Genomic DNA, 25,698 nt, shown 5'->3' on the forward strand with positions numbered 1-25,698 from the left:
ACCCCTTGTTTCGAGAAATTTCGCACGAACTCCGCACGGCGCCGAGCGCCCTGCCGGGAGACGCCCCTGCTTGCGCGCAACACACGTTGACGCCTGCAACATCCTTTGCACGTCCGGTCGCGCCAGAATCCAAGCCGATCCACGCTCCGCCCCTGGGGTCCGCGTCAACTTTCGTTGCTGCCCGGGCCAAACCCTCAGGCAGTTGACGATTTCATCAATACCTTAGAATAACTCAACAAGTTTGCCATCCGCTTCCTGGCACACCCCCTGCTTTATGGGCTTCGTGGATTGGGGACTCCCCCGGGACGCCTGGGGAATACGTCGAACCTAGGTTCAAACCAATTGAAGGAGCCGTTAGGTCATGAAAAAGCTTGTGATTCTTGGAGCCGGCGCCGGCGGTTGCATAATCGCCAACAAGATGCGCCAGAAGCTGGACGAGAAAGAGTGGAAGATCACCATCATCGACCGCAACACGGTCAACCACTACCAGCCCGGCTGGCTGTTCGTGCCCTTCGGCATCTATGACATCAAGGACTGCATCCGTCCCCTGTCCAGCTTCATCCCCAAGGGCGTGGACTTCGTCAACGAGGAGATCACCAACGTCGACCCCGTCGGCAAGGTGATCACCACCACCAACGGCAAGCACGACTACGACTGGATCGTGGTGGCCACCGGCTGCCGCATCATGCCCGACGAGATCGAAGGCATGATGGACGGCTGGAAGAAGAACATCCACGACTTCTACACCCCCAACGGCGCGGTGGACCTGGCCCACAAGCTGGCCCGGTTCGAGAAGGGCAAGATCTGCCTGAACATCGCCGAAATGCCCATCAAGTGCCCGGTGGCCCCCCTGGAGTGGCTGTTCCTGGCCGACTGGTTCTTCTCCTTGGAAGGCACCCGCCACAACATCGAGATCGAGCTGGTCACCCCGCTCACGGGCGCGTTCACCAAGCCCGTGGCCGCCTCCATCCTGGGCAAAATCTGTGAAGAAAAGAACATCAAGATCGTGCCCAACTTCGAAATCGCCGCCGTGGACGCCGAGCGCGGCGTCATGGAATCCATGAAGGGCGACGAGGTGGAGTTCGACCTGCTCGTGGCCATTCCGCCCAACTTCGGCTCCCAGGTGATCATCGACTCCGACATCGGCGACCCCATGGGCTACATGAAGACCGACCACCACACCCTGAAATCGCCCGACTACGAGAACATGTACATCCTGGGCGACGCCACCAACGTGCCGACCTCCAAGGCCGGCTCCGTGACCCACTTCGAGGCCGACGTGCTGGTGGAAAACCTGCACCGCGACATCGAAGGCCTGGCCCCCCGCCCCGAGTTCGACGGCCACTCCAACTGCTTCATCGTCACCGGTTACGAAAAGGCCGCCCTCATCGACTTCAACTACAAGGTCGAGCCGCTGCCGGGCAAGTATCCGTTCCCCGGCATCGGGCCCTTCGGCCTGCTGGAAGAGTCCTACATGAACTACTGGGGCAAGATGATGTTCAAGTGGGTCTACTTCAACCTCATGCTCAAGGGTAAGGACCTGCCCCTCGAACCCCAGATGTTCATGGCCGGCAAGAAGCGCCCCGGCAAGTTCTAGGAGCGGTCATCATGAGCAAAGAGGACCTCATACTCGAAAAACTCGGCAAGATCGAAGCCGAGCTGGCCGTGATGCGCGAGGCCAGGGAGCCCATGGACGACCTGATTCGGGACCTGAACCCGATCATGAAGCAGGCTCTCTATGTGATGGTCAACGAATTCAAGGACGTGGAGGACAGCTTCCAGCTGGAAGACGTGATGCCTCTCGTCAAGAAAGTCCTGGTCAACGTGAAGAACCTGACCTGGGCACTGGAAGCGCTCGAAACCATCATCGACATGTGGCACACCATGGAGCCCATGATGAAGAGCGCCCTGCACAACACCGTGCGCTACCTGGGCACCCTGGAGCAGCGGGGCGTGTTCAGAACCTACGAGGCCATGCTCGAGGTGCGCGCCAAGGTGGCCCAGCACTACGGGCCGGAAGACATCGAGGCCATGGGCGACAGCTTCGTCACCCTGCTGGGCCTGCTCAAGAAGATGTCCAACCCCGAGATGCTGGCGCTGCTCGAGAAGATCACCGACATGCCCGCCAACATCGACCTGGCCAACGCCAAGCCGGTGGGCATGTTCGGCGTCGTGGGCGCCCTGTCCGACTCCGAGGTCAAGAACGGCATCGGCGTGGCCATGGAGATGGTCAAGGCCCTGGGCAAGCTGAAGTAACAACCAAGCGGCGCGGCCGCGAAAACGCGAGGTAGCTATGGCCAAGAAGATACTCATCATTGACGACGACCCCGAGATCATCTCCTATCTCAAGGACGTCTTCGAGGAAGCCGGCTATGACACCGTGGGCGCCAAGAACGGCGTCGAGGGCCTGGAAATGGCCCAGGTGCACAAGCCCGACCTCATCACCCTGGACATGGACATGCCCGCGCGCGGCGGCACGCTCTTCTACGTGAAGCTGCGCCAGGAGCCCATGCTGGCCGAAATCCCGGTGATCGTGATCTCCGGCGTGGGCCCCCGCCCCCCGGTTCTCACCAAGAACGTTCCCGTGCTCACCAAGCCGGTGGACACGGAGAAGACCCTCAAGCTGGTCAAGGAAATGATCGGCGACTAACCCTCTAACCGACGGGCCGCAGCCCGGGACAACGATCCGCGAGACGCGGGCCTGACCCCACCCCAGGCCCGCGTCTTCGTTTGCGCGCCCGGCCGGGCAATCCCTCCCGCCGCGCTCCGCTATCCCAACGCACGGTTGCCGACGGCCTCCCCTCGGGGTATGGTTCCTCCCGGGGGGCGCGCATTCTCCGAATGCATGCCGCAAGAAGGAGCGACCATGTCCGAAAAAGTCATGCTCGTGGACGACGAGGACGCCATCCGCGAAATCCTCGGGCTCTCCATCGCCGACCTGGGCTACGAGGTGCACACCGCCGCCAACGGCCCCGAGGCCCTGGAGGCGCTGGACGTGTTCCGGCCCGCCATCGTGCTCACCGACATCAAGATGCCCGGCATGGACGGCATCGAACTCCTCGGGCGCATCAAGGCCCACAACCCGGACATCGAGGTGATCATGATCTCCGGCCACGGAGACATGGACCTCGTGGTCCAGAGCCTCCAGCGGGAGGCCCTGGACTTCATCACCAAGCCCATCCGGGACGAGCTGCTCATCAGCGCCCTCAAGCGCGCCGCCGAAAAGATCTCCATGCGCCGCCAGCTGCGCGAGCACACCCAGAACCTGGAGCGCATCGTCAAGGAGAAGTCCGCCAAGCTCGTGGAGCTGGAACGCCAGCTGGCCGTGGGCCAGGTGGTGGAGGGCCTCTCCTCGGCCATGCGCTGCCTTGCCGAGACCTGCGACGAGGGCATGGGCTACTTCAACGAGCTGCCCTGCTTCATCTCCATCCACAACCGCTACCTGGAGGTGGTGGCCGTCAACCAGCTCTACGGCGAACGTCTGGGCATGATGGTGGGCAAGAACTCCTGGGAGGTCTATTCGGGGCGCCACGGCAGCGGCAACGCCTGCCCCGTGGCCAAGACCATCGAGGAAGGCAAGGGCCAGCGCAGCCGCGAAACCCTGTTGGACGCCCAGGGCAACGACGTTCCCGTGATCGTGCACACCGCCCCCATCCTGAACAAGGACGGCATGGTGGAGCTGGTGATCGAAATGAGCGTGGACGTCACCGAGGTGGAGCGCCTCCAGGAGGAGCTTCGCCACGCCCGCGAGAAGTTCATGCGCCTCTTCGACGCCGTGCCCTGCACCATCGAGGTGGTGGACCGCGAGCACAACATCGTGGAAGCAAACCGCCGCTTCCGCCAGGACTTCGGCGAGACGCGCGGCGGCAAATGCTTCGAGCTCTTCAAGCACCGCGAGGACCCCTGCCAGGAGTGCCCCATCACCCTCACCTTCGAGGACGGCCAGTCCCACCAGTGGGAAACCGCCGTGACCACACGCGACGGCCAGCAGCGCATCGTGCTCATCCAGACGGCGCCCGTGCACGGCGAAACCGGCGAGATCGAGCAGGTGATGGAGATCTCCACCGACATCACCCAGATCCGCCAGCTCCAGGACCACCTCACCTCCCTGGGCCTGATGCTCGGGTCCATGTCCCACGGCGTGAAGGGCCTGCTCACCTCCCTGGACGGAGGCGTCTACAAGGTGGACGCCGGGCTGCGCAGGGACGACCCAGAGCGCCTGCGCCAGGGCTGGGCCATCGTCAAGGACAAGATCGGGCGCATCCGCAAGATGGTGCTGGACATCCTCTACTACGCCAAGTCCCGCGAGAGCGAGTTCCAGACCGTGGACCTGGCCGCCTTCGCCGGAGACCTGGCCGCCATCATCGAACCCAAGGCCTCCCAGAAGGGCGTGGGCTTTCTCCTGGAGGCCGCTCCCGGGCTGGGAGAGGCGGACCTGGACGAGACCGCCATGTCCGCCGCCCTGGTGAACTTCCTGGAAAACGCCGTGGACGCCTGCACCGAGGACGACGCCAAACCCCACCACGAGGTGGTACTGGCCGTGAGCGCCCAGGAAGGGAAGATCCGCTTCGAGATCCGCGACGACGGCATGGGCATGGACCAGGAAACCCGCGAGAAGATGTTCAGCCTGTTCTTCTCCTCCAAGGGCTCGCGCGGCACCGGCCTGGGGCTCTTCATCTCCAACCAGGTGGTGGAGCGCCACGGCGGGACCATCGCCGTGGACTCCGAATTCGGGCGCGGCACCTCCATCGTGGTGACCATTCCGCGCCGCCAGGACGGGTAGCCCGCAATGCCGCGCATGGCGAGCCTGCTGGACACCTTCCGCGGCAGGCTGATCTACAAGATCAGCATCCCCGTGGCGTTCATCCTGTTCGCCAGCATCTTCCTGTGGTCGTTCTACCACCTGAAGTACCAGCGCAACTCCACCATCGAAAGCCTGACCACCGGGGCCGAGCGCGTCTCCAACACCATCAAGCTCGGCCTGCACTACGCCATGATGCTCAACTCCCGGGACGACATCCAGGCCATCGTGAACAACCTCTCCAAGCTCCAGGAGATCCGGGGCGTACGCATCATCAACAAGCGCGGCGAGGTGATGTTCACGAGCAATCCCGGCCAGGCCCACACCGTGATCCCCCAGCGCGACATGCTCTGCCAGACCTGCCACGCCTACCGCCCCCCCCTGCTCGCGCCCTCCCAGGGGGACGCCATCTACAAGGATTCCGTGGAGAACGGCGAGCGCGTGCTGCGCCTCGTGAGCCCCATACAGAACGAACCCGGCTGCTCCAACAACGCCGCCTGCCACGACCACCGGCCCGAGGAGAAAATCCTGGGCGTGCTGGACCTGGGCTTCTCCCTTGCCGAGGCCGACACGCTCATGGGCGAAAGCCGCCAGCACACATTCTACCTGGCCTTCATCCAGTTCGTGGTCACCTTCATCACGCTCTCGCTGCTCTTTTTCGTGCTCATCAAGCGGCCCATCAACAGCATCATCCGCGACGCGCGCCAGCTCTCCACCGGCAAGAGCATCCGGCGGCGCGAGCACTCCCCCGACGAAATCGGCCAGCTGGCGCAGGCCATCTTCGGCATGGGCGAGGAACTCATCTCCAAGAACAACCAGATCTCGCTCCAGAAGAACCTCTACCAGGACCTCTTCGAAGGCGTGCCCTGCATCATCACCGTGCAGGACCGCGACTTCCGTCTCCTGCGCTTCAACAAGGCTTTCGAGGACCGCTTCCAGGCACGCATCGGCGAGTTCTGCTACAAGGCCTACAAGAACCGCGACTCCAAGTGCCCGGATTGCCCCGTGGAAAAAACCTTCATCACGGGGCTCTTCCACACCACCGAAGAGTCCGGCTGCTACCGGGACGGCTCCAAGGCCCACTGGATCGTCAACACCGCACCCATCTACGACTCCGAAGGCAACCTCGTGGCCGCCATGGAGATGTGCCTGGACATCACCGAACGCAAGGAACTCGAAAGCGAGGTGAAACGTTCGGAAAAGAAGTACGTGGACATCTTCAACAACATCCCCAGCGCCGTCTTCGTGCTGGACCAGGCCGACTTCTCCATCCGCGACTGCAACCGAAGCGCCGTGCACATCTACGGCTGGGAAAAGTCCGAACTGACCAGCATGAGCTTTCTGGACCTCTTCGCCGCCGTGGAGAAGCAGGCCCTCATCAAGGCCATGAAAAAGGGGCTGGACATCGACCAGGCCAAGCACATCACCAAGACCGGACGCGAATTCTTCGTCTCCGTGCGCACCACGCATTCGGAGTTCAACAAGCGCAAGGTCTACCTGGTGGCCGTTTCAGACATCTCCAAGCGCCTGGAGACCGAACAGCAGCTCATCCAGGCCAGCAAGATGGCAACCCTGGGCGAAATGGCCACGGGCGTGGCCCACGAGATCAACCAGCCCCTGGCCGTCATCCAGACCAGCGTGGACCTCATCAAGCGCAGCCTGAACCGGGGCAGCCTGCCCGACGAGGCCCTGCTCAGGCGCGTCACCGAACTGGTGGTGGCCCAGGTGGACCGGGCCACCAAGATCATCGGCCACATGCGTGAGTTCGGCCGCAAGTCCGAAGCGCACCTGGACGAGGTGGACCTGAACACAGTGCTCAGGCGCTCCTTCGACTTCTTCAGCCAGCAACTGGCGCTGCGCACCATCGACGTGGCCTGGGAACTCGACGAAAAGCTCCCCGCCGTGCGCTGCGAGCCCAACCGCATGGAGCAGGTGTTCATCAACTTCCTCATCAACGCCCGAGACGCCATCGAGGACCGCGCCGCCAGGGAGGGGCGCGAAAGCCCGCGCCGCATCACCCTCAAAACCATGCACAACCAGGACTACGTGACCGTGCGCATCTCCGACACGGGCACCGGCGTGCCCGAGACGCTCTACACGCGCATCTTCGAGCCCTTCTTCACCACCAAACAGGTGGGCAAAGGCACGGGCCTGGGGCTCTCCATCAGCTACGGCATCGTGAAGGAATACGGCGGCGCCATCAACGTGGTGAACAACGAGGACGGCGGCGCGAGCTTCTTCATCCGCCTTCCCGTGGCCGGCGACAGGGCCGGCGGCGGCGAATAGCCGGACCCGGCCCCGCCTGCCGTTCCACGGCCGGTTCGTTCGCGCCTGCGCCATCGCGCGCGTGCTTTCCCCGCATGCAAAACGGGCCGGGCTTGCCCCGCGCGCCCGTCGCCCGGCGGCCTGCCACATCCGGTGTACAGTGTCACTGCTGTTTTGACTGAATCAGAAAACTGTCAAGTATATGCTTATACATATCTTTTCGCTTGCTTCCATTCGGTACAAGCTATAGGTTGCACGCGATTGCCGATTTGCAGGAGGCTTTGATGATCACTCATCGGGATGTTACGTGCCTGAACAAACTGGCCCCCCTGGCCCAACTCCTGGAGATGCTCGGGGGTATCGAACAGCCCGCCGTGCGCACCCCGGAGGTCTTCCTGGCCATGTCGCGCGATGTCTGGCGCGTTTACTGGTTCCTGAGCGCACGCCTGGGCGACGAACTCCTGGCCCACTCCGGCGCGCCCTGCGACGACGCCTACTTCGCCGCCCTCGAACGCCGGGTGGAACAAGCCCTGGAGCGCGACCACGCCTGCCTCCCCGGCGAACACTGCCGCCGCTGTGAATGACCCTCGTCAATATTCCCCATTGCATACTACGAGCACCAGCTGTCCGCCCACGCGACGCCACGGCGCGCGTCCGGCCGTACCGGACGCCGCGCCGCATCACGGGCGCGCGTCTGCGTGGCTCTCGCGCCTTGCCTCTTGATCCCGATTGTTTTAGTCGGCAGAAAAAGCCGGAACCGAAACACCCCGGTCCGCGCCACATCATCCGATGACGCACCCCCTGCAGACCTTCCCGCTCCATCAAGGCCTGGACCCGCTCTACGGCTCGCTGCCCATGGCCGTGCTCGTGGCCGGGGCGGACCAGGGCGTGCTCTACGCCAACAGCGAGTTCTTCACCCTCACGGAATGCCGTCCCTCGGATCTGGCGCTCATGAATTTCCAGGACGTGCTCTCGGTGTTCTGCCTGGGCGTCTGCGAGGACCTGGGCCAGCTCCTGGGCCGCCCGGGCTTCTGGCACGACATGGACAAACCCATCGCCATGGCCGACGGCAGCCTGGCCTGGACGCGCGTGCGGGTGGACCCCCTGGTGGTCGAAGGGAGGGCCTGCCACCGCCTGCTGGTGGACAACGTGACCCGCTACAAGGTGGCCATCGAGGGGCTGCTCAACCGGAAAAACCTCTACCAGTCCATCGTGGAGACCCGGCCGGACCTCATCTGCTGCTTCCTGCCCGACTGGAGCCTCACCTACGCCAACCAGGCCGCCGCGCGACACTTCGGCCTGGACCGGCAGGAGGCCGTGGGCGCGGACTTCCTGGAGCTCATCGAGCCCGACGCCCGCGAACGCTTCAGCCGCGCCGTGGTCTCCATCACCAGCGACAACCCCATCGCCGAACTGGAGTACCAGTCGGCCCAGCCTCCCCAGGACGGACCGCCCCGCTTCCTGCGCTGGATCATCCAGGGTTTCTTCTACAAGACCGGCCACATCAAGGATTACCAGGCCACCGGCCTGGACGTGACGGGGCAGAAGGTCACGGAGTCGCAGTTCATGCACGCCGACCGCCTGGTCTCCCTGGGCACCCTGGTCTCCGAGGTGGCCCACGAGATCAGCAACCCCAACAACTTCATCATGCTCAACGCCCCCCTCGTGCTGGACCTCTGGCACGGCGTGGTCCCGGCCCTGGAGCGCCAGGCCCTCCAGGACCGGACGCCCGGCGGGCCGCCCCTGGAGGCTCTGACCCGGGACATGCCCCAGCTCCTCCAGGGCATCATCGAAGGCTCCGAGCGCATCCGGGACTTCGTGCGCCAGCTCAAGGACTACGCCCGCAAGGACATCGAGGGCGGCTACGAGATCCTCTCGGTCAACGACGTGGTGCAGTCGGCCGTGCTGCTCATGAGCAAGACCATCGGCATGCACACCAGCCGCCTGGCCGTGCGCTACGGCTCGGGCCTGCCCCTGGTGCGCGGGCGCAGGCAGCGCCTGGAGCAGATCGTGGTGAACCTCGTGCAGAACGCCTGCCACGCCCTCACCGGCCCGCACCAGGGCATCGAGATCGAGACCCTGCGCCAGGACGACACAGGCGACGTGCTCATCGAAGTGCGCGACGAGGGCGTGGGCATCCGCCCCGAGGACCTGCCCATGGTCACCGAGCCCTTCTTCTCCACCAAGCGCGACCAGGGCGGCACGGGCCTGGGCCTCTCCATCTCGCTCTCCATCGCCCGCGAGCACGGCGGACGCCTGGAGATCGCCTCGCAACCGGGCAAGGGCGCCACGGCCAGGGTGGCCCTGCCCCCCGCCGCCGGGGAGAGCTGATCCATGAGCGCCCTGCCCGTCCCGCCGCTGCCCATCCTTCTCGTGGACGACGAGGAGCAGGCCCTGCGCAGCTACGACCTCAACCTGCGCTATTCCGGGCTCACCAACACCATCCGCTGCGCCGACCCCCGCGAAGTGCGCTCCATCCTGGCCCGCCAGGAGGTCTCCCTGGTGATGCTCGACCTGGGCATGCCCCAGATGAAGGGCGAGGACGTGCTGGAGTTCATCAAGAAGGACTACCCGCACATTCCGGTGATCATCGTCACGGGCTACGACGAGGTGGAAACGGCCGTGCGCTGCATGCGCGCCGGCTCCGTGAACTATCTGGTGAAGCCCGTGGACCGCGCCCACCTGCTCTCGGCGGTGCGCCACGCCCTGGACTCCGGGCAGGAGGCCAGGGGCCGCGCCCCGCGCCAGGCCGAGAGCGCCCCCGGAGCCCCCGGCGGCGAGGACAGCCCCCTTGCGCGCATCGTCACGCGAAACGCCCGCATGAAGGAACTTCTGGCCTACCTGGAGGCCGTGGCCGGGTCCGACGAGCCGGTGCTGGTGACGGGCGAGACGGGCGTGGGCAAGGAGATGGTGGCCCGGGTGAGCCATGCGGCCAGCGGCCGCACGGGCAAGTTCGTGGGCGTGAACGTGGCCGGACTCGACGACGCCATGTTTTCCGACACCCTCTTCGGCCACAAGAAGGGGGCCTTCACCGGGGCCAGCGTGGGCCGCCGGGGCCTCATCGAGGAGGCGGCGGGAGGCACGCTCTTCCTGGACGAGATCGGCGACCTGGAGAAGGCCTCGCAACTCAAGCTCCTGCGACTGCTCCAGGAGCGCGAATACTACCAGCTGGGCTCGGACACGCTCAAGGCCATGGAGGCCAGGGTGGTGGTGGCCACCAACCAGCCGCTGGAGCGGCTCATCGACGAAGGCCGCTTCCGGGGCGACCTGTTCTTCCGCCTGCGCACCCACAGGGTGAGCGTGCCGCCCCTGCGCGAACGCCTGGACGACCTGGAGCCCCTGTGCGCCCATTTCCTCGCCAAAGCCGCCCAGCGCCTGGGCAAGCCCGCTCCCGCCGCGCCGGACGGGCTTACGGAGCTCCTGCGCGCCCACCCCTTCCCGGGCAACGTGCGCGAACTGGAGGCCATGGTCTTCAACGCCGTGGCCCTGTGCGAGGGCGAACTGGTCTCGCTGGAGCCCTTCAGGGCCTGGGTGAGGCAGGCCAGGCCCCTGGCCGGACAGGGGATTTTCCCAGGAGTCATCGGACAGGAGCCCGCCGGAACGCCGAGCGTCACGACGGCAAACGCCGAGCCGTTCGCCGTTGGCGGCGACGAGCCCGTGCCCACCCTCAAGCAGGCCGAGGAGCGCCTGATCCGCGACGCCCTGGAACGCGCGGGCGGCAGCCAGAGCCGCGCCGCCCGGATGCTCGGCATCACGCGCCAGGCCCTCAACCGCCGCCTGCTCCTCCAGAAGCGCAAGAGCCAGCTGTCCTAGCGACGCGCCCCGAGGAGAGGCGGGTACGCCCGGCTTTGCCCGAACGCAATCCGTCAGCGGGCCGTGGAGGCGGGACCTGCCGTGCCCTGCGGCGCCTTGGCCGCGCACGGTGCGGCCGTGGGGATGCCGGGCCGCTCGAACGCGTCGGCCCGGTTCAGCGGTTGCCGCCGGATGTGGGGTCGAAAGCGAAGTGGTTCGGGCCACTCACGACCGGACCCGAGAATTCGGGATTTCCCGGGCCGACGACGATCCCGTTGTTTCCCGGGCCGCCGCTGGAGGGCGCTTTTTGAATGTTCCACCGGAACGTGGGGTCGAAGGAGAAGAAGTTCCCCAGTCTCGCCGGGTCGGTCCACGTCGCGCCGTCTTGTTGCAGGGCGCCGGAGAGAAGTTCTGAGGCCAGGGCGTCCCCTCCGGCAGACTGGGCCAGACAGCCGACGCACCAGGAGAGATGCAGGACGGCCATCAATGCGAGCGAGGTCAAGCGGAGCATGAGTACCCTCCAGGAGGACGCCTGACCTCATCCATGACACAGGGGCCGCCCGGGGGCAAGGCAGCGGGCGGAGAAAGCAGCCGCCCCCCCTCGTGCTCCCGGCGGGCTCGGGCGCTGAACGCGGCGCGCCCGGCTCAGTCAAGCCCGAAGAAGCGCCGGGCGTTGTCCCCGGTCCGCCGCCAGAGGTCGGCGGTCTCCAGCCCTTTGATGCGGGCCACGGTCTGGGCCGTGAAGACGTTGTAGGCCGGTTCGTTGGGCCGTCCCCGATAGGGTTCGGGCGTCAGGAACGGCGCGTCGGACTCGATGACCAGCCGGTCCAACTCCAGGATGGACACGGCCCGGCGCAGGTCCTCGTTCTTGGAGTAGGTCACGGGGCCGGGGATGGAGACGGTGTAGCCCCGTTGGATCAGCTCCACGGCCAGGTCGGGCCCGCCGCCGAAGCAGTGCCAGAGCACCTGCTCGCCCGCGATGCCGGAATCGTCGAGCACGCGCAGGGTCTCGGCCGAGGCGTCGCGGCTGTGCACGGCCACGGGGCGGCCCAGCTCCCGGGCCATGGCCAGTTGTTCGCGGAAGAAGCGCTCCTGGACATCCGGCGGGGTGTCCTTCCAGTAGAAGTCCAGGCCGATCTCGCCCACGGCTCGCAGGCGGGGCTCTCCGGCAAAGAGGTCCCCCATGTCGGCCACGTGGCGGATGTCGGCCTCGCCCGCATCGTTGGGGTGCACACCCAGCAGGAAAAACACCTCAGGATAGGCGCTCAGGATCGGGGCGTTGGCGCAGTAGGCCTCAACGCCCAGAAACACGTTACCCAGGCGGGCGACGCCCGCGCTCCGGGCGCGCTCCAGCAGGCCCGGCAGGGCCTCGGGGTCCAGGCGTTTGTAGTCCAGGTGGGCGTGGGTCTCCACGCCGACGCACGGCAGGCCCAGGGATTCGGGCGCGGGTTTCTCTTTCTGCTTTGCCACGCCGGGCGGGTAGCGCACCGGCGGAGCGGGGGCAAGAAAAAACCGTTGCCTTGCGCGCCGGGGCCGCTACACTGCGCCCCATGACCACCCCCGTGCTCGACCTCCTGCATGCCATCGAACAGGCCAGTCCCTCCTCCCTGACCCTCGTCGGCGTTCTTTGCGGAGCCGCCCTCCTGCTCCACATCCTCCAACTGCGCTTCGCGGGCAAGGGGGCCGCCGGGGCGCTCAGCCTGTTCAAGTGGCTGTTGGTCCTGGCGGCCCTGCGCGTGCTGGAGGTGCAGGTGCTGCGCGACACCTGGGCCACCTTCATGATGGTGCTCCACGGGGTGGTGATCTGGCTGGCCTTCCGGGCGATCCTGCACGACCTCTACGCCGGGGTGTGGCTCGCGCGCATCCAGAAGCGGCCGCCCAACCGCATCCTCCTGAACCTGCTCTCCTTCGCCATGACGCTCTTCCTGGTGGCCTACGGCCTGCGCAGCGTCCTTGGCGTGGACGTAAGCTCCCTGCTCACCTCCTCGGCCATCCTCACGGCCGTGGTGGGCTTCTCCATGCAGGACACCATCGGCAGCCTCTTCTCGGGGCTGCTCATCCAGACGGAGAAGCCCTTCAAGATCGGCGACTGGATCAAGGTGGGCGAGTTGGAGGGCCAGGTGACCGAAGTCACCTGGCGCTACACCAAGCTGACCACCTTCGCCGGAAACCAGGTGCTCCTGCCCAACAACGCCGTGGCCAAGGAGCGTGTGGTCAACTTCACCGAGCCCTTCCCGGAGGTGAGCCTGGTCGTGCCCGTGCCCGCGCCCCTGGCCGCCCCGCCCGTGCGCGTGAAAAGCTCCCTGGAGGAGGTGCTGCGCAAGGCCCCGCTGGTCTCGAAAAACCGCGCCCCGCGCGTGCGCCTGGCCGAGATCACCCTGGACCACGCCCTCTACCGCCTGGTTTTCTACGTGGACGACTACGAGGATGTCTACGCCGCGCGCAGCGAGGTGCTCTCGGCCGTGTGGTACGAATTCCACAAGCAGGGCATCGAGTTCCCCATGGCCCGCCGTCGGCTCGTGACCGGGCCGCGCAAGGCCCCCCAGAAGCACGGCGACCTCACGGAACTCCTGAGCGGCGTGGGGCTCCTGGAGGGCATGCGCGAGGACGAACTGGAGCTCATCGTGCAGTGCGCCGCCGTGCGCACCTATCCGCCCGGGGCCTCCATCGTGGAGCAGGGACAGGGCGGGACCACCATGTTCCTCATCGCCGAGGGCGAGGTGGCCGTGGCGCGCGACGGACGCGAACTGACCCGCCTGGGACAGGGCGACCTGTTCGGCGAAATGGCCCTGCTCACCGGCGAGCCCCGCCAGGCCGACGTGACCGCCGTGACCCCCGTGCGCTGCCTGGAACTGGACCGCGAGGCTTTCCGGGGAGTGATGGACAAGAACCCCCAGTTGGTGGCCAACGTCACCCGCGTCTTCCAGGAGCGCGAGGCCCAGATGCGCCAGGCCCCCAGGCCCGACGGAGAGGCCTCGGCCCAGGGGCTCTTCGACCGCTTCCGGCGCATCTTCTGGTAGCCCGCGATCAGGCGCGGGAGAAAGGCCCGCCCGGCTGCCCCCTCCCGGAAAGGGATGCCATCGCGCCGTTCCCGCCCGGGTCCGGGCGGACCAAAGGCCCGGGGCGCGGACACCCGTCGCTGGGAACGTGAATCGAACAGCCCGGGCGGCTTGCGCCCCTGCCGCTTACAGCAGTTCCAGGAAGGCTTCGATCCTGGTCCGAAGCTGCTCGGTATCGGCCTCGGAATAGTCCGTTTCGATGTGCAGCGTCCGCAGGCCGTGTTTGCCCAGCATGTGCCCCTGCACCATGGGCGATTCCACGTTGTAGGTGTGGCAGCACTGCCAGGTGAGATCGACCACGCCTTCCGGCCTGTATTCTTCCGTCAACCGGTCGAGCAGGGAGAGCCTGCCCGCATTGGGCGTCATGACGGAGCAGGGGATGCACAGGGTGCGCCGCGCCAGCGCCACCAGGGGGTCGCCCGACTCGTCCGCCAGAAGGTCGAAGCTCTTCACGCCCGAACAATTCTCGGCGGCCACCACCACGGCCCCGCTTTCTTCGAGCAGCCGCACCACCTTCTCCGACCCACGCCCCACCGGGCAGCCGGTCAGGAGGATCCGCCTGGCCCCCGTCGCCACGCCGGACTGCCCGGCACGGGCCATGGCCTCCAGCTCCGCCGCCAGGTCGCGCAGCATGGCGGCGTAGGCGCGCGGGTCCGCGACGTAGCTCTTGGCCTCGCTGACGGCCATCATGTCCAGCCCGCTCAGGGGGGAGCATGCCCCCGAGGAGAGCTTGAGCACGCGCGCCAGCAGGCGGCGCACCTCGTTCTGGACCCTTATCTCCTCCCGCAGGCCGTCCTCCGTGATGCGGTTGCCGGTCGCGGACTCCAGAAACTCCTTGAACCGGCGCATCTCCTGCGTCCAGTACGCCTCCTGGGCCGCGCCCGTCGCAAAAGGAAGATGCATGATGTGCATGGGTTTCACCGCGCCCAGGAATTCATACATCTTCTTCTTTCCGTCGCAGGTGGTTTCACCCACCAGAAGGTCCGCGGCAGCGAAGTAGGGGCAGGTCCCGGTGATCGCGTAGCCGTAGCTGGACTTGATCAGGGGGCAGAGGTTGGCCGGGAGCGTCTTTTCCGCCGCCGGGATCGGGGCCTGCTTCTTGCCGCAGAGCCCCACGGGCAGCGCCCCCGCGGCGCTGACCAGCTCCCTGGGCGCATACGTGCAGTAGATGCCGACCACCAGCGCGCCGGCCTCTTTCAGCGGTTCGATGTCCGCCAGAAAACGGTCCGCCAATCCGTCGAAGCGCTCCAGGCTTGCTGCTCTCACACTGCCTCCAGGCTTGATTGCTTGCTCAAAAGGGCCTTCCCGTGCAGGGCCGCGCCGAGCGCCCCCACGAGGTCGGGGTCCCGGGGGATCAGGGGGGCCATGCCCAGGCCCTCCTCCAACAGCCGCACGATGCACGGATTGCGGGCCACGCCGCCCGAAAAGACCAGAGGCGGCTCGCATCCGATGCGCCCGATCATGGACTGGACCCTTCCGGCGATGGCCAGGTGCAAACCCATGGCGATGTTTTCGGCGCGCTCGCCCAGGGCCATGAGCGTGGTGGCCTCGGTTTCGGCGAACACCGTGCACATGGAGCTGATGGCGATCCGCTTGTCCGCCCCCAGGGCGAACCCGCCGAACCGGTCGAGCGGCGTCTGCAACGCCGTGGCCATGAACTCCAGGAACTTGCCCGTCCCGGCGGCGCAGCGGTCGTTCATCTCGAACCGGACCACCTTTCCGCCGGGGGTCATGGCGATGACCTTGGTGTCCTGGCCGCCGATGTCAAGCACCGTGCGCGCGGTGGGATACAGCGCCCGCGCGCCCAGGGCGTGCGCCTGGATCTCCGTGATGTCCAGCACCCGACCGAAGCGCCCCGGAACGCCGAACTCCTTCAGGAAAAGCTTGCGGCCGTACCCGGTGGCCACCGCGAGGCAGCCGCTCACGCCTTCAAGGACGGCGCGGCACTGCTTCAGCACATCGTACGTAGTGGGGACGCTCAGCGAATGCTCGACGCCTTCTTCGCCCAACACGACGAGCCCGATGGAGCGCGAACCGATGTCGATCCCGTAGACTCTTGAACTCATGGCCATGTTCCGTTTCGGGCTGGAGCGTCGCCGCTCGATTCATGGATGCGGGGCCGCAGCCGGCCCCGCATTGTGCCTCCCGGCCGCTCAGCGTGCCGGCAGGAAGGAATAGTCCACCACGTTGCCCACCGGGACCATCTCGTCGATGAGCTTGAAGTCCCGCATGAGACCCAACTGTTTCTCCAACTGGCTGTCCGGGACGCGGCCGTTCCCGGAGAAGTCGCGCAGGGCCGAGGCGAAGGCCACCTCGCGCTCCACCTTCACGTACTTGGGAATGAACTCGCGCGCCTGGGCCTCCTCGGCGCGCATGAACTCGAAGGACCGAACCAGCCCGCGCAGGAAGGCCCGCACCTGCTCGGGCTTCTCCGAAAGCGTTTTCTCGGGGAAGAAGACGCCGGAGAACACGAAACCGGGAATCACGTCGTTGAACGACGCCACGAGGCGGCTGACGCCATGCATCTCCAGCATGGCAGTGACAGGGTCTCAAGTGATGACGAAATCCACCGCCCCCGCCTTGAGGGCCGCCTCGAACTTCATGGGCTCGTCGAGCTTCATGCCCGCGACCTGCTCGATGTCGGCCGAGGTCAGGCCGAACTGGCGCAGCCCCTCGCCCAGCATGAGCTTCGTGGTGATGGACCCGGCCGAGGCCACGCGCCTGCCCTTGAGATCCCCCAGGTTCTTCACCGGCGAATCGACGGGCACGTGCAGGCCGCACTTGGTGCCCTTGTGGGCCTGGCCGAACCAGGAGACCACCCGGATGGGAAGCCCCTGCTTCACGGCGTGGAACGAGGCGGGCACGTCGATGTTGCCGCCGTCGATGTCCCCGCGCATGGCCGCGGCCATGATGTTGGTCTCGCCCTTGAGTTCCACCAGCTCCACCCGGACGCCTTCCGCCTCGAAGAACCCTTTCTCCACCCCCACATAGAAGGGCAGGTCATCGATGAACTTGCCGTAAGAGAGGCGCATCACCGGCAATTCCGCCGCCTGGACCACACCGGCCAGCAGCAGAACCAGCAGCACCGCCATTCCCGAAACCCTCCGCATGCGACATCACCTCCAGGTTTAGGAGCGCCCGCCCTCCAGCGAGGCGCGTTTGTGCCAGGACAGGGCGACGGCCTCCACGGACTTGGCCGCCCGGTCCAGGCTGTAGCCGATGACCGATATGATCACGATGCCCGCGAACATCTTGTCCGTGGCGAAAATCCGCTGCGAATCGATGACCAGGTACCCCAGGCCGGAATCGGACGAGAGCATCTCCACGCCGACGATGGAGAGCATGGCCATGCCGATGGAAATACGAAGCCCGGTGCAGATGGTGGGCATGGCGGCCGGGATGAGCACCTGCCGCCAGAGGAACCATCCCCTGGCCCCGAAGGAGCGCGCGGCCAGGATGAGCTTGCCGTCCACCCCCTTGATGCCCGCGATGGTGTTGAGCGCGATGGGGAAAAAGCAGGACTTGAAGATCAGCAGCACCTTGGAGGTCTCCCCGATGCCGAACCAGACGATGAGCACCGGCACCAGCGCGAACGTCGAGATGGGCCGGATGTACTCGATCAGGGGGTCCAGCAGGTCCTCCAGCACGCGGGAGGCCGCGATGGCCAGCCCCAGGGTCAGCCCGGCCACGGTGGCCAGGGCGAACCCCAGCGTGGCCCTTCCCAGGCTGATGCCGATCTGGCCCAGCAGGTTCTCGTGGGTGAACAGCTTGACGAGCGCCTGGAAGATTTTCAGGGGCGGCGGAAAGAAGAAGGGGTCCACGAGCTTCTGGGAGGCGACAATCTGCCAGAACACCAACAAGATCAGCGGCATGGCGAGACGTCGGAGAGTAGGATTCATGGGCGTGTCCCGTGTTTTTCAGGATTGGGCGTCGCCCTGGCGCAGCGCCGCGCGCAGCTGGCGCTCCAGGGCCTTGAACCGGTCGCTTGTGAGCATGTCCGGGGTGCGCGGCCTGGGCAGATCGATGACAAGCTCCGCGAGCACCCGGGCGGGGCGGGGGCTCATCACCAGCGCCCGGTCGCCCACCAGCACGGCCTCGGGGACCGAATGGGTGACGAAAAGCACGGTCAGCCCCGTGGCGTCGCGCAGGCGCAGGAGTTCGATCTGCATGGTCTCGCGGGTCATGGCGTCCAGCGCGCCGAAGGGCTCGTCCATGAGCAGGAGCGCGGGCTCCACGGCCAACGCCCGCGCGATGCCCACGCGCTGGCGCATGCCGCCGGAGAGCTCGAAGGGGTGTCGCTTGGCGGAATCCTCCAGGCCGACCAGCCGCAGCAGCTCCATGGCCCGCTCCCTGCCGCGCGCCCGCCCCATGCCGTGGACCTCCAGCCCGAAGGCCACGTTGTCCAACACCGTCCGCCAGGGAAACAGCAGGAAGTCCTGGAACACCATGGCCGTGGCCGAAGCCCCGGGAGGCACGCCCTCCACGGAAACGCTCCCCTCGTCCAGGGTTTCCAGCCCGGCGCAGGCCAGCAGCAAGGTCGACTTGCCGCACCCGCTGGGGCCGAGGATGGTGACGATCTCCCCCTTGAAGGCCGAGAGGCTCACTCCGTCCAGCACCGGTTCGCGCCGCCCGGAAGGGAGGACGAACGCTTTCCGGGCATTGACGGCGTTGAATACCGGCGCACTGTTCATCATGCTCTCTTTACCGCCGCAGGAACACGGTTGACCTGTCCGTTGCGTCCACAACCACACCTTGCCGTCGAAGACTGGGCATCCAGATACTCAGAAACCATCCACCAAACAAATCGATTATGATTCCAAACGGATATACACATCATCAGAAGCGCCAATACCATACCGCATCAGGACCCTTGCGCCCGGCACATCATCCGCGTCCCTTCCGCGCACCTGCCTGCCGGATGCGGCATGCGTCGGGTGCGGCCGAAGCGAGCCGAATAATATATGCCGAACAATATGCGCCAACAATAATCCTTTGGCATTGGCACTGCTGCCGCTTTCAAGTACACACCACAGCCCATGAGCACTCACCTCAAGCAGATCGCCAAGGACGCCTCCGTGGTGGGCGGGGCCACGCTCCTCTCGCGCGTGCTGGGCTTCTTCCGGGACGTGGTGGTGGCCTACGTGCTGGGCGCGGGACCCGCGGCTGACGCCTTCTACGTGGCCTACCGCCTGCCCAACACCTTGCGCCGCCTCTTCGCCGAAGGCTCCATGACCATGGCCTTCGTGCCCGTTTTCTCGGACCTGCGCGAGAAACAGGGCGACGAGGCCGCCTTCGCCATGACCCGCTCGGCACTGGTCTGGCTCCTGGCCGTGCTGGGCGTGGTCACGGCCCTGGCCATGGCCTTCGCCCGGCCCATCACCTACCTGGTGGCCCCGGGCTTCGCCGACGACCCGGCCCTGATGGAACTGACCACCGGGCTCGTGCGCATCGTCTTCCCCTACATCATCCAGATCTCCATCGTGGCCCTGTGCATGGGCGCGCTCAACGCCATGGGCCACTTCCTGGCCCCGGCCCTGGCCACCAGCGAATTGAACACCGTGATCATCCTGGGCTGCGGCGTGGCCTGGCTCTTCGGCCTGGACGTGCCCCAGGCCCTGGCCTGGTCCGTGCTGGCGGGCGGCATGGGCCAGATGCTCATGCAGCAGCCCGCCCTCAGGCGCTTCGGTTTCACCTGGATCGGCCCCTGGCGGCTCCTGGACCCGGGCGTGGTGCGCATGGGCAGGCTCATGCTGCCCACGGTGTTCGGGGCGGCCATCTACCAGCTCAACATCCTGGTGGGCACGCTGCTGGCCTCGTTCCTGGCGGCGGGGTCCATCTCGGCGTTGTACTACGCCGACAGGCTCGTGCAGTTTCCCCTGGGCGTCTTCGGTGTGGCCGTGGGCACCGTGGCCCTGCCCAGCCTGGCGCGGCTGGCCGCCGCTGGCGAGCACGTCGAATTCAAGCGAACGCTCATGGCCTCGCTGCGCCTCACGCTCTTCATCTGCCTGCCCGCCACGGCGGGGCTGGCGGCTCTGGCCTGGCCCATGGTGGACGTGCTCTTCGGCCGGGGGGCCTTCACCCCCGAGGCCGCCGACGCCACGGCCCGCGCCCTGGTGGCCTACGCCGCGGGACTGCCCGCCTTTGCCTGCGTGCGCCCCCTGGTCTCGGCCTTCTACGCCCTGCACGACACCAAAACCCCGGTGCGCGCGGGGTTCTGGTCCATGCTGGCCAACGTGGCTCTGGGCGCTTCGCTCATGCTCCCTATGGGACACGTGGGGCTGGCCCTGGCCACGTCGCTCTCCTCGTGGCTCAACGTATGGCTTCTGGGTCGCGCCCTCACGGCCAAGGCCGGGCCGTGGTTCGCCCCTGGCCGCACCACCGCCGTGAGCGCCCTGCTGAGCCTCGCCGTGGGCCTGGCCGCCTGGCTCACCCCAGTGGGGCCGTGGGCCGCCCTGGGGCTCATCGCGGTCTGGGCCACCGGCTACATGCTCCTGGCGTTCGTCTTCCGCGTGGAAGAGGCCCGCATGCTGGGGGATTTCGTCCTGCGCAGGCTCACGCGGCGCGCCCGCTCAGGATCGTGACGCCCTTCCCCCCATCCGGAGCGGTCCTGGCCGCGCGCCAGGGCTTCCCCACGGGGCTCGTCCAGCCCGATGGAGGCTACCGCTTTTCCCTGGACCCCCTGCTCCTGGCCGCCTTCGCCCGGCCCAAGCGCGACGCCCGCGTGGCGGACCTGGGCACGGGCTGCGGCGTGGCCGCCCTGGCGCTGCTCTTGCGCGAGGGCGTCCACACGCCGCGCGAGGCCCTGGGCCTGGATGTGGACCCGGCCATGGTCCGCGCCGCCGGGGAGAACGCCCGGCTCCTGGGTCTGGAACACGTCTTCCGGGCCGAAGAGCGCGACCTGCGGGACATCCGCCGCATCCACCCACCGGAGACCTTCACCCTGGCCCTGGCCAATCCACCCTACCGCGAGCCCGGCACGGGACAGGACTGCCTCTCGCCCGGCCGTCAGGATGCGCGGTTCGCCACCCGTGGAAACGCCGGGGACTTCGCCCGGGCGGCCTCCTGGCTCTTGGCCAACCGGGGGGCGTTCTGCGCGGTCTATCCGGCCGACAGGCTGGCGGACCTCATGGAGGCCTGCCGGGACGCGCGGCTTGCGCCCAAGCGCTTGCGGCTGGTGCATTCGCGCCTGGACGAACCGGCCCGGCTGGCTCTGCTGGAAGCAGTGAAGAACGCGGGATCGGGAATGGTGGTGGAACCCCCGCTGGAGCTCCACGAGGGACGCGGCGAGGCCACTCGTCTTTGCTCGGCGGCCCTTGCCTTCTGCCCCGCCCTGGCCACGCGGGGCGAAGCGGCGCGGCGCGAAGACGCCTGAGCCTCGTCCGTGGAGGACCGCCCAGGGAAGGGACCACTCAGGGGAAGCGCAGGGTCAGCGCGCCCGAGGCGAGCCCCTCCAGGCTGACCGTGCCTTCCTCCGAGGCCGCGCGGCCCACGCTTCGCCCGCCCAGGGCCGGACCCGACGCCCAGTACACGACGCCCGGCCTGAGTCCGCCCAGCGTCACCTTGCCGTTGCGGGTGAAGAATTGCGTGGTGAACGTCAGGACGCGCTCCGTGACGGTCCAGTCGCGCACGTAGCCGCTGGCCGCGCGCAGGAAGGGCGCGCCCGCAGGCGCATCGTCCTTGGCGGCCAGCGCCAGCACGGCGCGCTTTTGCCCCGGGGCCAGGTGCACGTAGAGCCCTTCGGGCTGCCTGTCGTAGCCCAGCACGTTCTCACAACGCGACATGTCTGGCGCGGGGCCGTCGGCGGGCAGGCGCAGGGTCAGACTCAGGCCGTAGTCCGCCACGGAGAACAGGTCGGGGCCGAGGCGCTCGAGATGCACGTCCATCCAGTCCTGCACGGACTGCACGTAGGCGCTGGTGAACAGCGGGGCCACCGGCTGCGCGGCCACCCAGGCGTAGACCTCCTTGAGGGCGTTGAGTCCCCCCAGCTTCTCGGTGGAAAAGACGTGGTAGTAGATGTCGATGGGCTTGAGTCGCCTGGGGCTGCCCGTGCGTTTGAAGGTCTCGATGATGTTGCGGTAGCCGTTGAAAGGTCCTCTCCAGAGGTTGGTGAGGATGTTGTCGTTGGCCTGGCCGATGTGGATCTGATGGAGTCCGCCGCCCAGGTGGCGGTGCAGGGGCTTGACGCCGAAGAGCGAATCGTGCGCGGCGTCCCAGAGCGTGTCGCCGCCGTTGATGGCCAGCAGGCCGTTGTCGCGCGCGATGGCCTGGTGTTCGGGCAGGGGGTCGCAGGCGCCGCTCCAGAAGAGGAGGCGGCAGCGCTTGCCCTCCGGGACGAGGTTGTTGTTGACGAAATCGACGGAGCCCGCGATCTCGCGCCAGGGGTCCAGGGCGTAGCCGGGGATGTCGAAGGCGAAGCGGTCGGTGTAGCGGACCTGGTCCTTGTTGCCGGGGTTCCAGAAAAAGGGGTGCGAGAAGGTGTGCGAGGCGGGCTCGACGTTGGGCAGGGCCAGGATGTCCCGGGCCGTGTCCATGAGCTTGGCGTTGCCGAAAAAGTCCGGCGATATCTCGGCTTCGATCACCGAGAAGGATACCGGGAAGTCGACCTTGGAAAGCACCTCGTCGGAGAGCACGGCCGCGCATGTCCTGGTGCGGTCGATGAGGCTCACGCCCGAGAAGCCGTCGGCGTCCACATGGGAGAAGGCCACGCGACGCCCGTTGAGGGTGGTGGGGTCCGGCACGGGGTACACGGGCAGATCCAGAGCCCTGGCCATGAAGACGAAGGGGTCGATGTACCACTTGGAGCGCGTGGAGAGGGGGTCCAGCCAGTAGGCGAACTCGTTGCCGAAGATGACCCCGCCGGTGTCCGAGGTGAAGACCATGGGGCTCTCGCCGTCCTCGGGCCTGTCGGTGCTCACGCCCACGTGGACCCTCACGTCGGGGCGCAGCGGGGTGATGTGCTCGTAATGGGACGGATGGGACGGATGCTTGCGCTCGTAGCCGGTCATGGCCGGGTCCAGGGTGGTGAAGCGCAATCGGGAGCGGTCCTTGACGGGTCCGGCCTTGTACCGCACGCCCAGGCGCTCGTAGAGTTCCAGGAAGCGGGCCGTGCCTTCGGGCGTCTCCAGGGCCTCGCCAGGCCCGAGCGAGTCGAGCACCACGAGCTTCCTGCCCGCGTCCAGCTGCCGGTGCAGCCACTCGTGGTATTCGCCTGCCCGGTAGACCTCGCTGGTGTTGAGCGAGACGATGACGGCGCGCACGTCCCTCATCTCTTCGGGACCGGGCAGGGGGCGCTCGGCCAGGTCGAAGGAGACGGCCACCAGCCCCAGGTAGTTCAGGACGGTCTGGAAGCCGTGATAGGCCAGGGTGTTGGTGAGCGGGTTCTGGGTGGCGGTGTTGCAGAGGATGAGCACCCGGCGTTCCACCGGTCCGGGCGCGTCGGGCCCGGAAGGCGCGGCCGGGGGGGCGTCGGCCGGAAAGAGGGCCAGCAGGAAGGTCAGCGCCGCGAGGACCGCAAGAGGACGCCAGCCGCGCCCGCTCCGGAGAAACCCTGCCGTCCCGGGCGACATACGATGGCCCATGAGCTCCCCCTGCAAATCCAGTTAGAGCATTCTAGTGAACAAGGAGAACGCTTGGCAAGTTCAAAGATGAACATGCCGGGAGGCGCATCCCTCGCTTCACGCCAGCCTTCCTGCGGAACCGGAGCATGGACGACGGACATTCCCGCCCCCCTGGTGCGGACAAGGAAGGCCTTGGGGCACTTTGACCGGCTCCGGACACTCCCTCGGAACACTTGCACTAGTGGCGCGCGGCCCGGTTCACCAGCCTGCCCGGCGCATGGGCCGCCCCTTCGCGCGCCAAAGCAAAACGCGACAGTCCGGACCGTTTCCGGCCGGACCGTCGCGTTTTCCTCCCTGTCGCGCGGGGCAGGCGCCGTCTGCCGACGCGCCCCCTGATGCCATCGCGCCCGTCAGGCGCTCACGGCTGGCGCGCCGCCGCGCCGGGCATCAATCCTGCGGCAAACCCATGACCTGGGCTTTGAATCCCGGAGCCTTCTCGATGAGGTCCAGGATGAGCAGCGCCGCGAACATGTTCCGACGGTTGGAGGCGTCCACGGCCTGCACGATGTAGTTGCGAAGATGCGCCACGGCCTCGTGCAGCTCCGTATGGTCCTCCGGCGTGGCCATGGCCGCTGCGTCCAGAAGGTTGAGGATGAGGTAGGCCCACACGTCCTCGTAGTAGAGGTAGTAGTTGAGCACCTCGCGGATTTTCAGCACGCCGAAGACGACGTTCTCCAGTTTGCTGTAATCCTTGGACCAAACCTGGCTGTCGTTGATGTAGGGTTCGCCGTCCGGGGGAATCTCCCGCGCGGCCGGGGGAGGGACGCCCCGCGAACGCGCGAATTCCCGCAATGAGATGATTTTGGCCATGCATGGCTCCTTGGGCTAGAGGACATCCGTGTCAACCACGCCACGCGGCGCGGCCCTTTCCCAAGGTCTCTGTTCGGCAGGCGGACGGGAAACTTAAGAGGGCGGGGCGTTGAAGAGGCTGCGAATCGCGCCCGTGGGCATGTAGCCCGGCAGGATCTGAGCCAGGGCGGCCCGGTCCAGGCCCAGGTGGCGCTGGGCGATCTCGGCCAGGGGCTCACGGAAATCCACGGTGACGGCCAGGTCCAGGCCGTCGGCCAGCTTGTCCGGGGCGAGCCCGGGCCATGGGCCGTGCAGCGCCCCCCCGGCCACGCCGCCCCCCAGGACCATGCACAGGGTGGCGTAGCCGTTGTCCGTGCCCGAGAACTCGTTCTCGCGCAGGCTGCGCCCGAACTCGCTCAGGAAGAGCACCGCCGTGCGCTCCAGGTCCGGCCCCAGGGCCTTGGCCATGGCCTCCATGCCCTTGCCCAGCGAGAGAAACGCCTCCGCCAGCCTGCCCGAGCCCGCGCCCTGCTGGAAATGAGCGTCGAAGCCCCCCAGCGCCGCGAAGACCAGACGCGCGTCCGGCGCCTTGGAGAGGTAGTCCGCCACCTGTCCGGCCAGCTGCGGCAGGGCGTGCACCGAAGGCGCACCCCCGGCGGACACGGAAATTTCACGGTCCAGTTCCACGAGTTTGTTGCGCAGCGTGATCTGCGACTGGCGGTACATGCGCCCCAGGGCGTCCATGCCTTTGTAGGCCGCGTCGAAGGCCGCGAAGGCCGCGGGGCGCTCCAGCCGCCAGATGGAAGGCGGATAGCCCGTGGGCTGCACGTTGCGCAGGCCCGGCTTGCCCTGCCCGATCAGGGGCGGCCTCACCGCCAGGGTGAGCCCCTTGGCGTTCTTCTCCAGGAGCGGCAGCAGCCGGGACATCCAGCCCTCGGCCGCGTGGCGGTCGCCGGGCAGGCCGCTCTCCATGTCGCGCTGGGCTTCGGGATGGGTGCGCACGGGCGAGGGCAGCCCGCAGGCGGGGATCACGGCCAGGAGTTTCTCGTCCCAGAGCCTGCGCAGGGGCTCCAGTGCAGGGTGCAGCCCGAAGCCCTTCGCCAGGGGCAGCGCGCCGCCCGGCTCCCCCGGGGGCGGGATGGCGATGGAAGGCCTGGCCTGCCAGTACCAGCGCTCCTCCAGGGGAACCAGGGCCGAAAGCCCGTCCAGGCCGCCGCGCAGGAAGAAGACCACCAGCCGCCGGGACGCCTGGGCGCGCGCCGGGGCCGGGATCAGCCCCCCCATTGCCCCCACGGCCATGGCCGACAGGAAATCCCTGCGTTTCACGGTCTCCTCCGAAGAACGCGCGCCGGATGCGCGCCGGGGTTCGTGACGT

Annotated in this window: 22 protein-coding genes; 11 read left to right on the plus strand and 11 right to left on the minus strand. The window is 67.1% G+C overall.

Features of this window, described 5'->3' with window-relative positions:
* Positions 1-361: 361 nt before the first annotated feature.
* The 8 genes from sqr to NNJEOMEG_RS00910 all read left to right on the plus strand — a co-directional run bounded on the left by sqr (position 362) and on the right by NNJEOMEG_RS00910 (position 10,879).
* A complete protein-coding gene (gene sqr, locus NNJEOMEG_RS00875) occupies positions 362-1,597 on the plus strand; it encodes a type III sulfide quinone reductase, selenoprotein subtype (RefSeq protein WP_173080388.1) in 1,236 nt (411 codons plus the stop codon).
* Between the two features lie 11 nt (positions 1,598-1,608).
* Positions 1,609-2,256, plus strand: coding sequence for a helical membrane plugin domain-containing protein (locus NNJEOMEG_RS00880; RefSeq protein WP_173080390.1), 648 nt, complete (start codon positions 1,609-1,611; stop codon positions 2,254-2,256).
* A 37-nt stretch (positions 2,257-2,293) separates the two neighbouring features.
* Entirely contained in the window at positions 2,294-2,650 is a 357-nt protein-coding gene (locus NNJEOMEG_RS00885; RefSeq protein WP_173080392.1) for a response regulator, read from the plus strand.
* Positions 2,651-2,866: 216 nt separating this feature from the next.
* The gene (locus tag NNJEOMEG_RS00890; protein WP_173080394.1) at positions 2,867-4,783 is read left to right on the plus strand and encodes a hybrid sensor histidine kinase/response regulator; all 1,917 of its coding nucleotides are present in this window, start codon (positions 2,867-2,869) and stop codon (positions 4,781-4,783) included.
* Positions 4,784-4,789: 6 nt separating this feature from the next.
* A complete protein-coding gene (locus NNJEOMEG_RS00895; RefSeq protein WP_235956781.1) occupies positions 4,790-7,087 on the plus strand; it encodes a PAS domain S-box protein in 2,298 nt (765 codons plus the stop codon).
* Positions 7,088-7,350: 263 nt separating this feature from the next.
* Positions 7,351-7,650 (plus strand): hypothetical protein, encoded by a 300-nt coding sequence (locus tag NNJEOMEG_RS00900; protein WP_173080396.1) that lies wholly within the window; start codon positions 7,351-7,353, stop codon positions 7,648-7,650.
* A gap of 205 nt (positions 7,651-7,855) precedes the next feature.
* A complete protein-coding gene (locus tag NNJEOMEG_RS00905) occupies positions 7,856-9,397 on the plus strand; it encodes a PAS domain-containing sensor histidine kinase (RefSeq protein ID WP_173080398.1) in 1,542 nt (513 codons plus the stop codon).
* Positions 9,398-9,400: 3 nt separating this feature from the next.
* On the plus strand, positions 9,401-10,879 hold the full coding sequence (locus NNJEOMEG_RS00910) for a sigma-54-dependent transcriptional regulator (RefSeq protein WP_173080400.1): 1,479 nt from the start codon (positions 9,401-9,403) through the stop codon (positions 10,877-10,879).
* Between the two features lie 154 nt (positions 10,880-11,033).
* Here the strand turns inward: NNJEOMEG_RS00910 and NNJEOMEG_RS00915 are convergent, their stop codons facing one another.
* Positions 11,034-11,369 carry a hypothetical protein gene (locus NNJEOMEG_RS00915; protein ID WP_173080402.1) on the minus strand — a complete coding sequence of 112 codons (336 nt, stop codon included), beginning with the start codon at positions 11,367-11,369 and terminating at the stop codon, positions 11,034-11,036.
* Positions 11,370-11,503: 134 nt separating this feature from the next.
* Positions 11,504-12,328, minus strand: coding sequence for a TatD family hydrolase (locus NNJEOMEG_RS00920; protein ID WP_173080404.1), 825 nt, complete (start codon positions 12,326-12,328; stop codon positions 11,504-11,506).
* Between the two features lie 80 nt (positions 12,329-12,408).
* On the opposite strand from NNJEOMEG_RS00920, the gene NNJEOMEG_RS00925 reads away from it, so the two are divergent.
* Positions 12,409-13,878, plus strand: a complete 1,470-nt coding sequence (locus NNJEOMEG_RS00925; protein ID WP_173080406.1) for a mechanosensitive ion channel family protein — start codon at positions 12,409-12,411, stop codon at positions 13,876-13,878.
* A 165-nt stretch (positions 13,879-14,043) separates the two neighbouring features.
* On the opposite strand, the gene NNJEOMEG_RS00930 is transcribed toward NNJEOMEG_RS00925, so the two are convergent.
* The 6 genes from NNJEOMEG_RS00930 to NNJEOMEG_RS00955 all read right to left on the minus strand — a co-directional run bounded on the left by NNJEOMEG_RS00930 (position 14,044) and on the right by NNJEOMEG_RS00955 (position 18,611).
* Positions 14,044-15,183: a double-cubane-cluster-containing anaerobic reductase gene (locus NNJEOMEG_RS00930; protein ID WP_173080408.1), complete on the minus strand. Its 1,140-nt coding sequence runs from the start codon at positions 15,181-15,183 to the stop codon at positions 14,044-14,046.
* Complete coding sequence (locus NNJEOMEG_RS00935) at positions 15,180-15,983, minus strand: acyl-CoA dehydratase activase (protein ID WP_217270458.1); 804 nt, start codon at positions 15,981-15,983, stop codon at positions 15,180-15,182. Before NNJEOMEG_RS00935 ends, NNJEOMEG_RS00930 begins: the two co-directional genes overlap by 4 nt.
* An 87-nt stretch (positions 15,984-16,070) precedes the next feature.
* Complete coding sequence (locus NNJEOMEG_RS00940; RefSeq protein ID WP_173080412.1) at positions 16,071-16,451, minus strand: ABC transporter substrate-binding protein; 381 nt, start codon at positions 16,449-16,451, stop codon at positions 16,071-16,073.
* A gap of 15 nt (positions 16,452-16,466) precedes the next feature.
* Positions 16,467-17,009 carry an ABC transporter substrate-binding protein gene (locus NNJEOMEG_RS00945; protein ID WP_173080414.1) on the minus strand — a complete coding sequence of 181 codons (543 nt, stop codon included), beginning with the start codon at positions 17,007-17,009 and terminating at the stop codon, positions 16,467-16,469.
* Positions 17,010-17,045: 36 nt separating this feature from the next.
* Positions 17,046-17,816 (minus strand): ABC transporter permease, encoded by a 771-nt coding sequence (locus NNJEOMEG_RS00950; protein ID WP_173080416.1) that lies wholly within the window; start codon positions 17,814-17,816, stop codon positions 17,046-17,048.
* Between the two features lie 18 nt (positions 17,817-17,834).
* On the minus strand, positions 17,835-18,611 hold the full coding sequence (locus tag NNJEOMEG_RS00955) for an ABC transporter ATP-binding protein (RefSeq protein ID WP_217270459.1): 777 nt from the start codon (positions 18,609-18,611) through the stop codon (positions 17,835-17,837).
* Positions 18,612-18,953: 342 nt separating this feature from the next.
* Here NNJEOMEG_RS00955 and murJ point away from each other — a divergent pair, with 342 nt between their 5' ends.
* A complete protein-coding gene (gene murJ, locus NNJEOMEG_RS00960; RefSeq protein WP_173080418.1) occupies positions 18,954-20,498 on the plus strand; it encodes a murein biosynthesis integral membrane protein MurJ in 1,545 nt (514 codons plus the stop codon).
* The gene (locus tag NNJEOMEG_RS00965) at positions 20,495-21,289 is read left to right on the plus strand and encodes a tRNA1(Val) (adenine(37)-N6)-methyltransferase (RefSeq protein WP_235956782.1); all 795 of its coding nucleotides are present in this window, start codon (positions 20,495-20,497) and stop codon (positions 21,287-21,289) included. The genes murJ and NNJEOMEG_RS00965 overlap by 4 nt, the downstream gene beginning before the upstream one ends.
* Positions 21,290-21,326: 37 nt before the next feature.
* Here NNJEOMEG_RS00965 and NNJEOMEG_RS00970 read toward each other — a convergent pair whose 3' ends face one another.
* The 3 genes from NNJEOMEG_RS00970 to NNJEOMEG_RS00980 form a co-directional block, all read right to left on the minus strand.
* On the minus strand, positions 21,327-23,495 hold the full coding sequence (locus NNJEOMEG_RS00970) for a polysaccharide deacetylase family protein (RefSeq protein ID WP_173080420.1): 2,169 nt from the start codon (positions 23,493-23,495) through the stop codon (positions 21,327-21,329).
* A gap of 426 nt (positions 23,496-23,921) precedes the next feature.
* Positions 23,922-24,344, minus strand: a complete 423-nt coding sequence (locus tag NNJEOMEG_RS00975) for a hypothetical protein (protein WP_173080422.1) — start codon at positions 24,342-24,344, stop codon at positions 23,922-23,924.
* A gap of 93 nt (positions 24,345-24,437) precedes the next feature.
* A complete protein-coding gene (locus NNJEOMEG_RS00980) occupies positions 24,438-25,649 on the minus strand; it encodes a DUF1501 domain-containing protein (RefSeq protein WP_173080424.1) in 1,212 nt (403 codons plus the stop codon).
* Between the last annotated feature and the right edge of the window lie 49 nt (positions 25,650-25,698).

Source organism: Fundidesulfovibrio magnetotacticus, from assembly GCF_013019105.1.
In the GTDB taxonomy this organism is placed as follows: Bacteria; Desulfobacterota; Desulfovibrionia; order Desulfovibrionales; family Desulfovibrionaceae; genus Fundidesulfovibrio; species Fundidesulfovibrio magnetotacticus.

What these genes read in the sequence shown, in the direction of transcription:
- sqr (WP_173080388.1), top strand. Translation starts at nt 362, where the DNA reads ATGAAAAAGCTTGTGATTCTTGGAGCCGGCGCCGGCGGTTGCATAATC.
- NNJEOMEG_RS00890 (WP_173080394.1), top strand. Translation starts at nt 2,867, where the DNA reads ATGTCCGAAAAAGTCATGCTCGTGGACGACGAGGACGCCATCCGCGAA.
- NNJEOMEG_RS00975 (WP_173080422.1), bottom strand. Translation starts at nt 24,344, where the DNA reads ATGGCCAAAATCATCTCATTGCGGGAATTCGCGCGTTCGCGGGGCGTC.
- NNJEOMEG_RS00900 (WP_173080396.1), top strand. Translation starts at nt 7,351, where the DNA reads ATGATCACTCATCGGGATGTTACGTGCCTGAACAAACTGGCCCCCCTG.
- NNJEOMEG_RS00945 (WP_173080414.1), bottom strand. Translation starts at nt 17,009, where the DNA reads ATGGCGGTGCTGCTGGTTCTGCTGCTGGCCGGTGTGGTCCAGGCGGCG.
- NNJEOMEG_RS00885 (WP_173080392.1), top strand. Translation starts at nt 2,294, where the DNA reads ATGGCCAAGAAGATACTCATCATTGACGACGACCCCGAGATCATCTCC.
- NNJEOMEG_RS00955 (WP_217270459.1), bottom strand. Translation starts at nt 18,611, where the DNA reads ATGATGAACAGTGCGCCGGTATTCAACGCCGTCAATGCCCGGAAAGCG.
- NNJEOMEG_RS00915 (WP_173080402.1), bottom strand. Translation starts at nt 11,369, where the DNA reads ATGCTCCGCTTGACCTCGCTCGCATTGATGGCCGTCCTGCATCTCTCC.
- NNJEOMEG_RS00950 (WP_173080416.1), bottom strand. Translation starts at nt 17,816, where the DNA reads ATGAATCCTACTCTCCGACGTCTCGCCATGCCGCTGATCTTGTTGGTG.
- murJ (WP_173080418.1), top strand. Translation starts at nt 18,954, where the DNA reads ATGAGCACTCACCTCAAGCAGATCGCCAAGGACGCCTCCGTGGTGGGC.
- NNJEOMEG_RS00905 (WP_173080398.1), top strand. Translation starts at nt 7,856, where the DNA reads ATGACGCACCCCCTGCAGACCTTCCCGCTCCATCAAGGCCTGGACCCG.
- NNJEOMEG_RS00935 (WP_217270458.1), bottom strand. Translation starts at nt 15,983, where the DNA reads ATGAGTTCAAGAGTCTACGGGATCGACATCGGTTCGCGCTCCATCGGG.
- NNJEOMEG_RS00940 (WP_173080412.1), bottom strand. Translation starts at nt 16,451, where the DNA reads ATGCTGGAGATGCATGGCGTCAGCCGCCTCGTGGCGTCGTTCAACGAC.
- NNJEOMEG_RS00880 (WP_173080390.1), top strand. Translation starts at nt 1,609, where the DNA reads ATGAGCAAAGAGGACCTCATACTCGAAAAACTCGGCAAGATCGAAGCC.
- NNJEOMEG_RS00925 (WP_173080406.1), top strand. Translation starts at nt 12,409, where the DNA reads ATGACCACCCCCGTGCTCGACCTCCTGCATGCCATCGAACAGGCCAGT.
- NNJEOMEG_RS00970 (WP_173080420.1), bottom strand. Translation starts at nt 23,495, where the DNA reads ATGGGCCATCGTATGTCGCCCGGGACGGCAGGGTTTCTCCGGAGCGGG.
- NNJEOMEG_RS00895 (WP_235956781.1), top strand. Translation starts at nt 4,790, where the DNA reads ATGCCGCGCATGGCGAGCCTGCTGGACACCTTCCGCGGCAGGCTGATC.
- NNJEOMEG_RS00910 (WP_173080400.1), top strand. Translation starts at nt 9,401, where the DNA reads ATGAGCGCCCTGCCCGTCCCGCCGCTGCCCATCCTTCTCGTGGACGAC.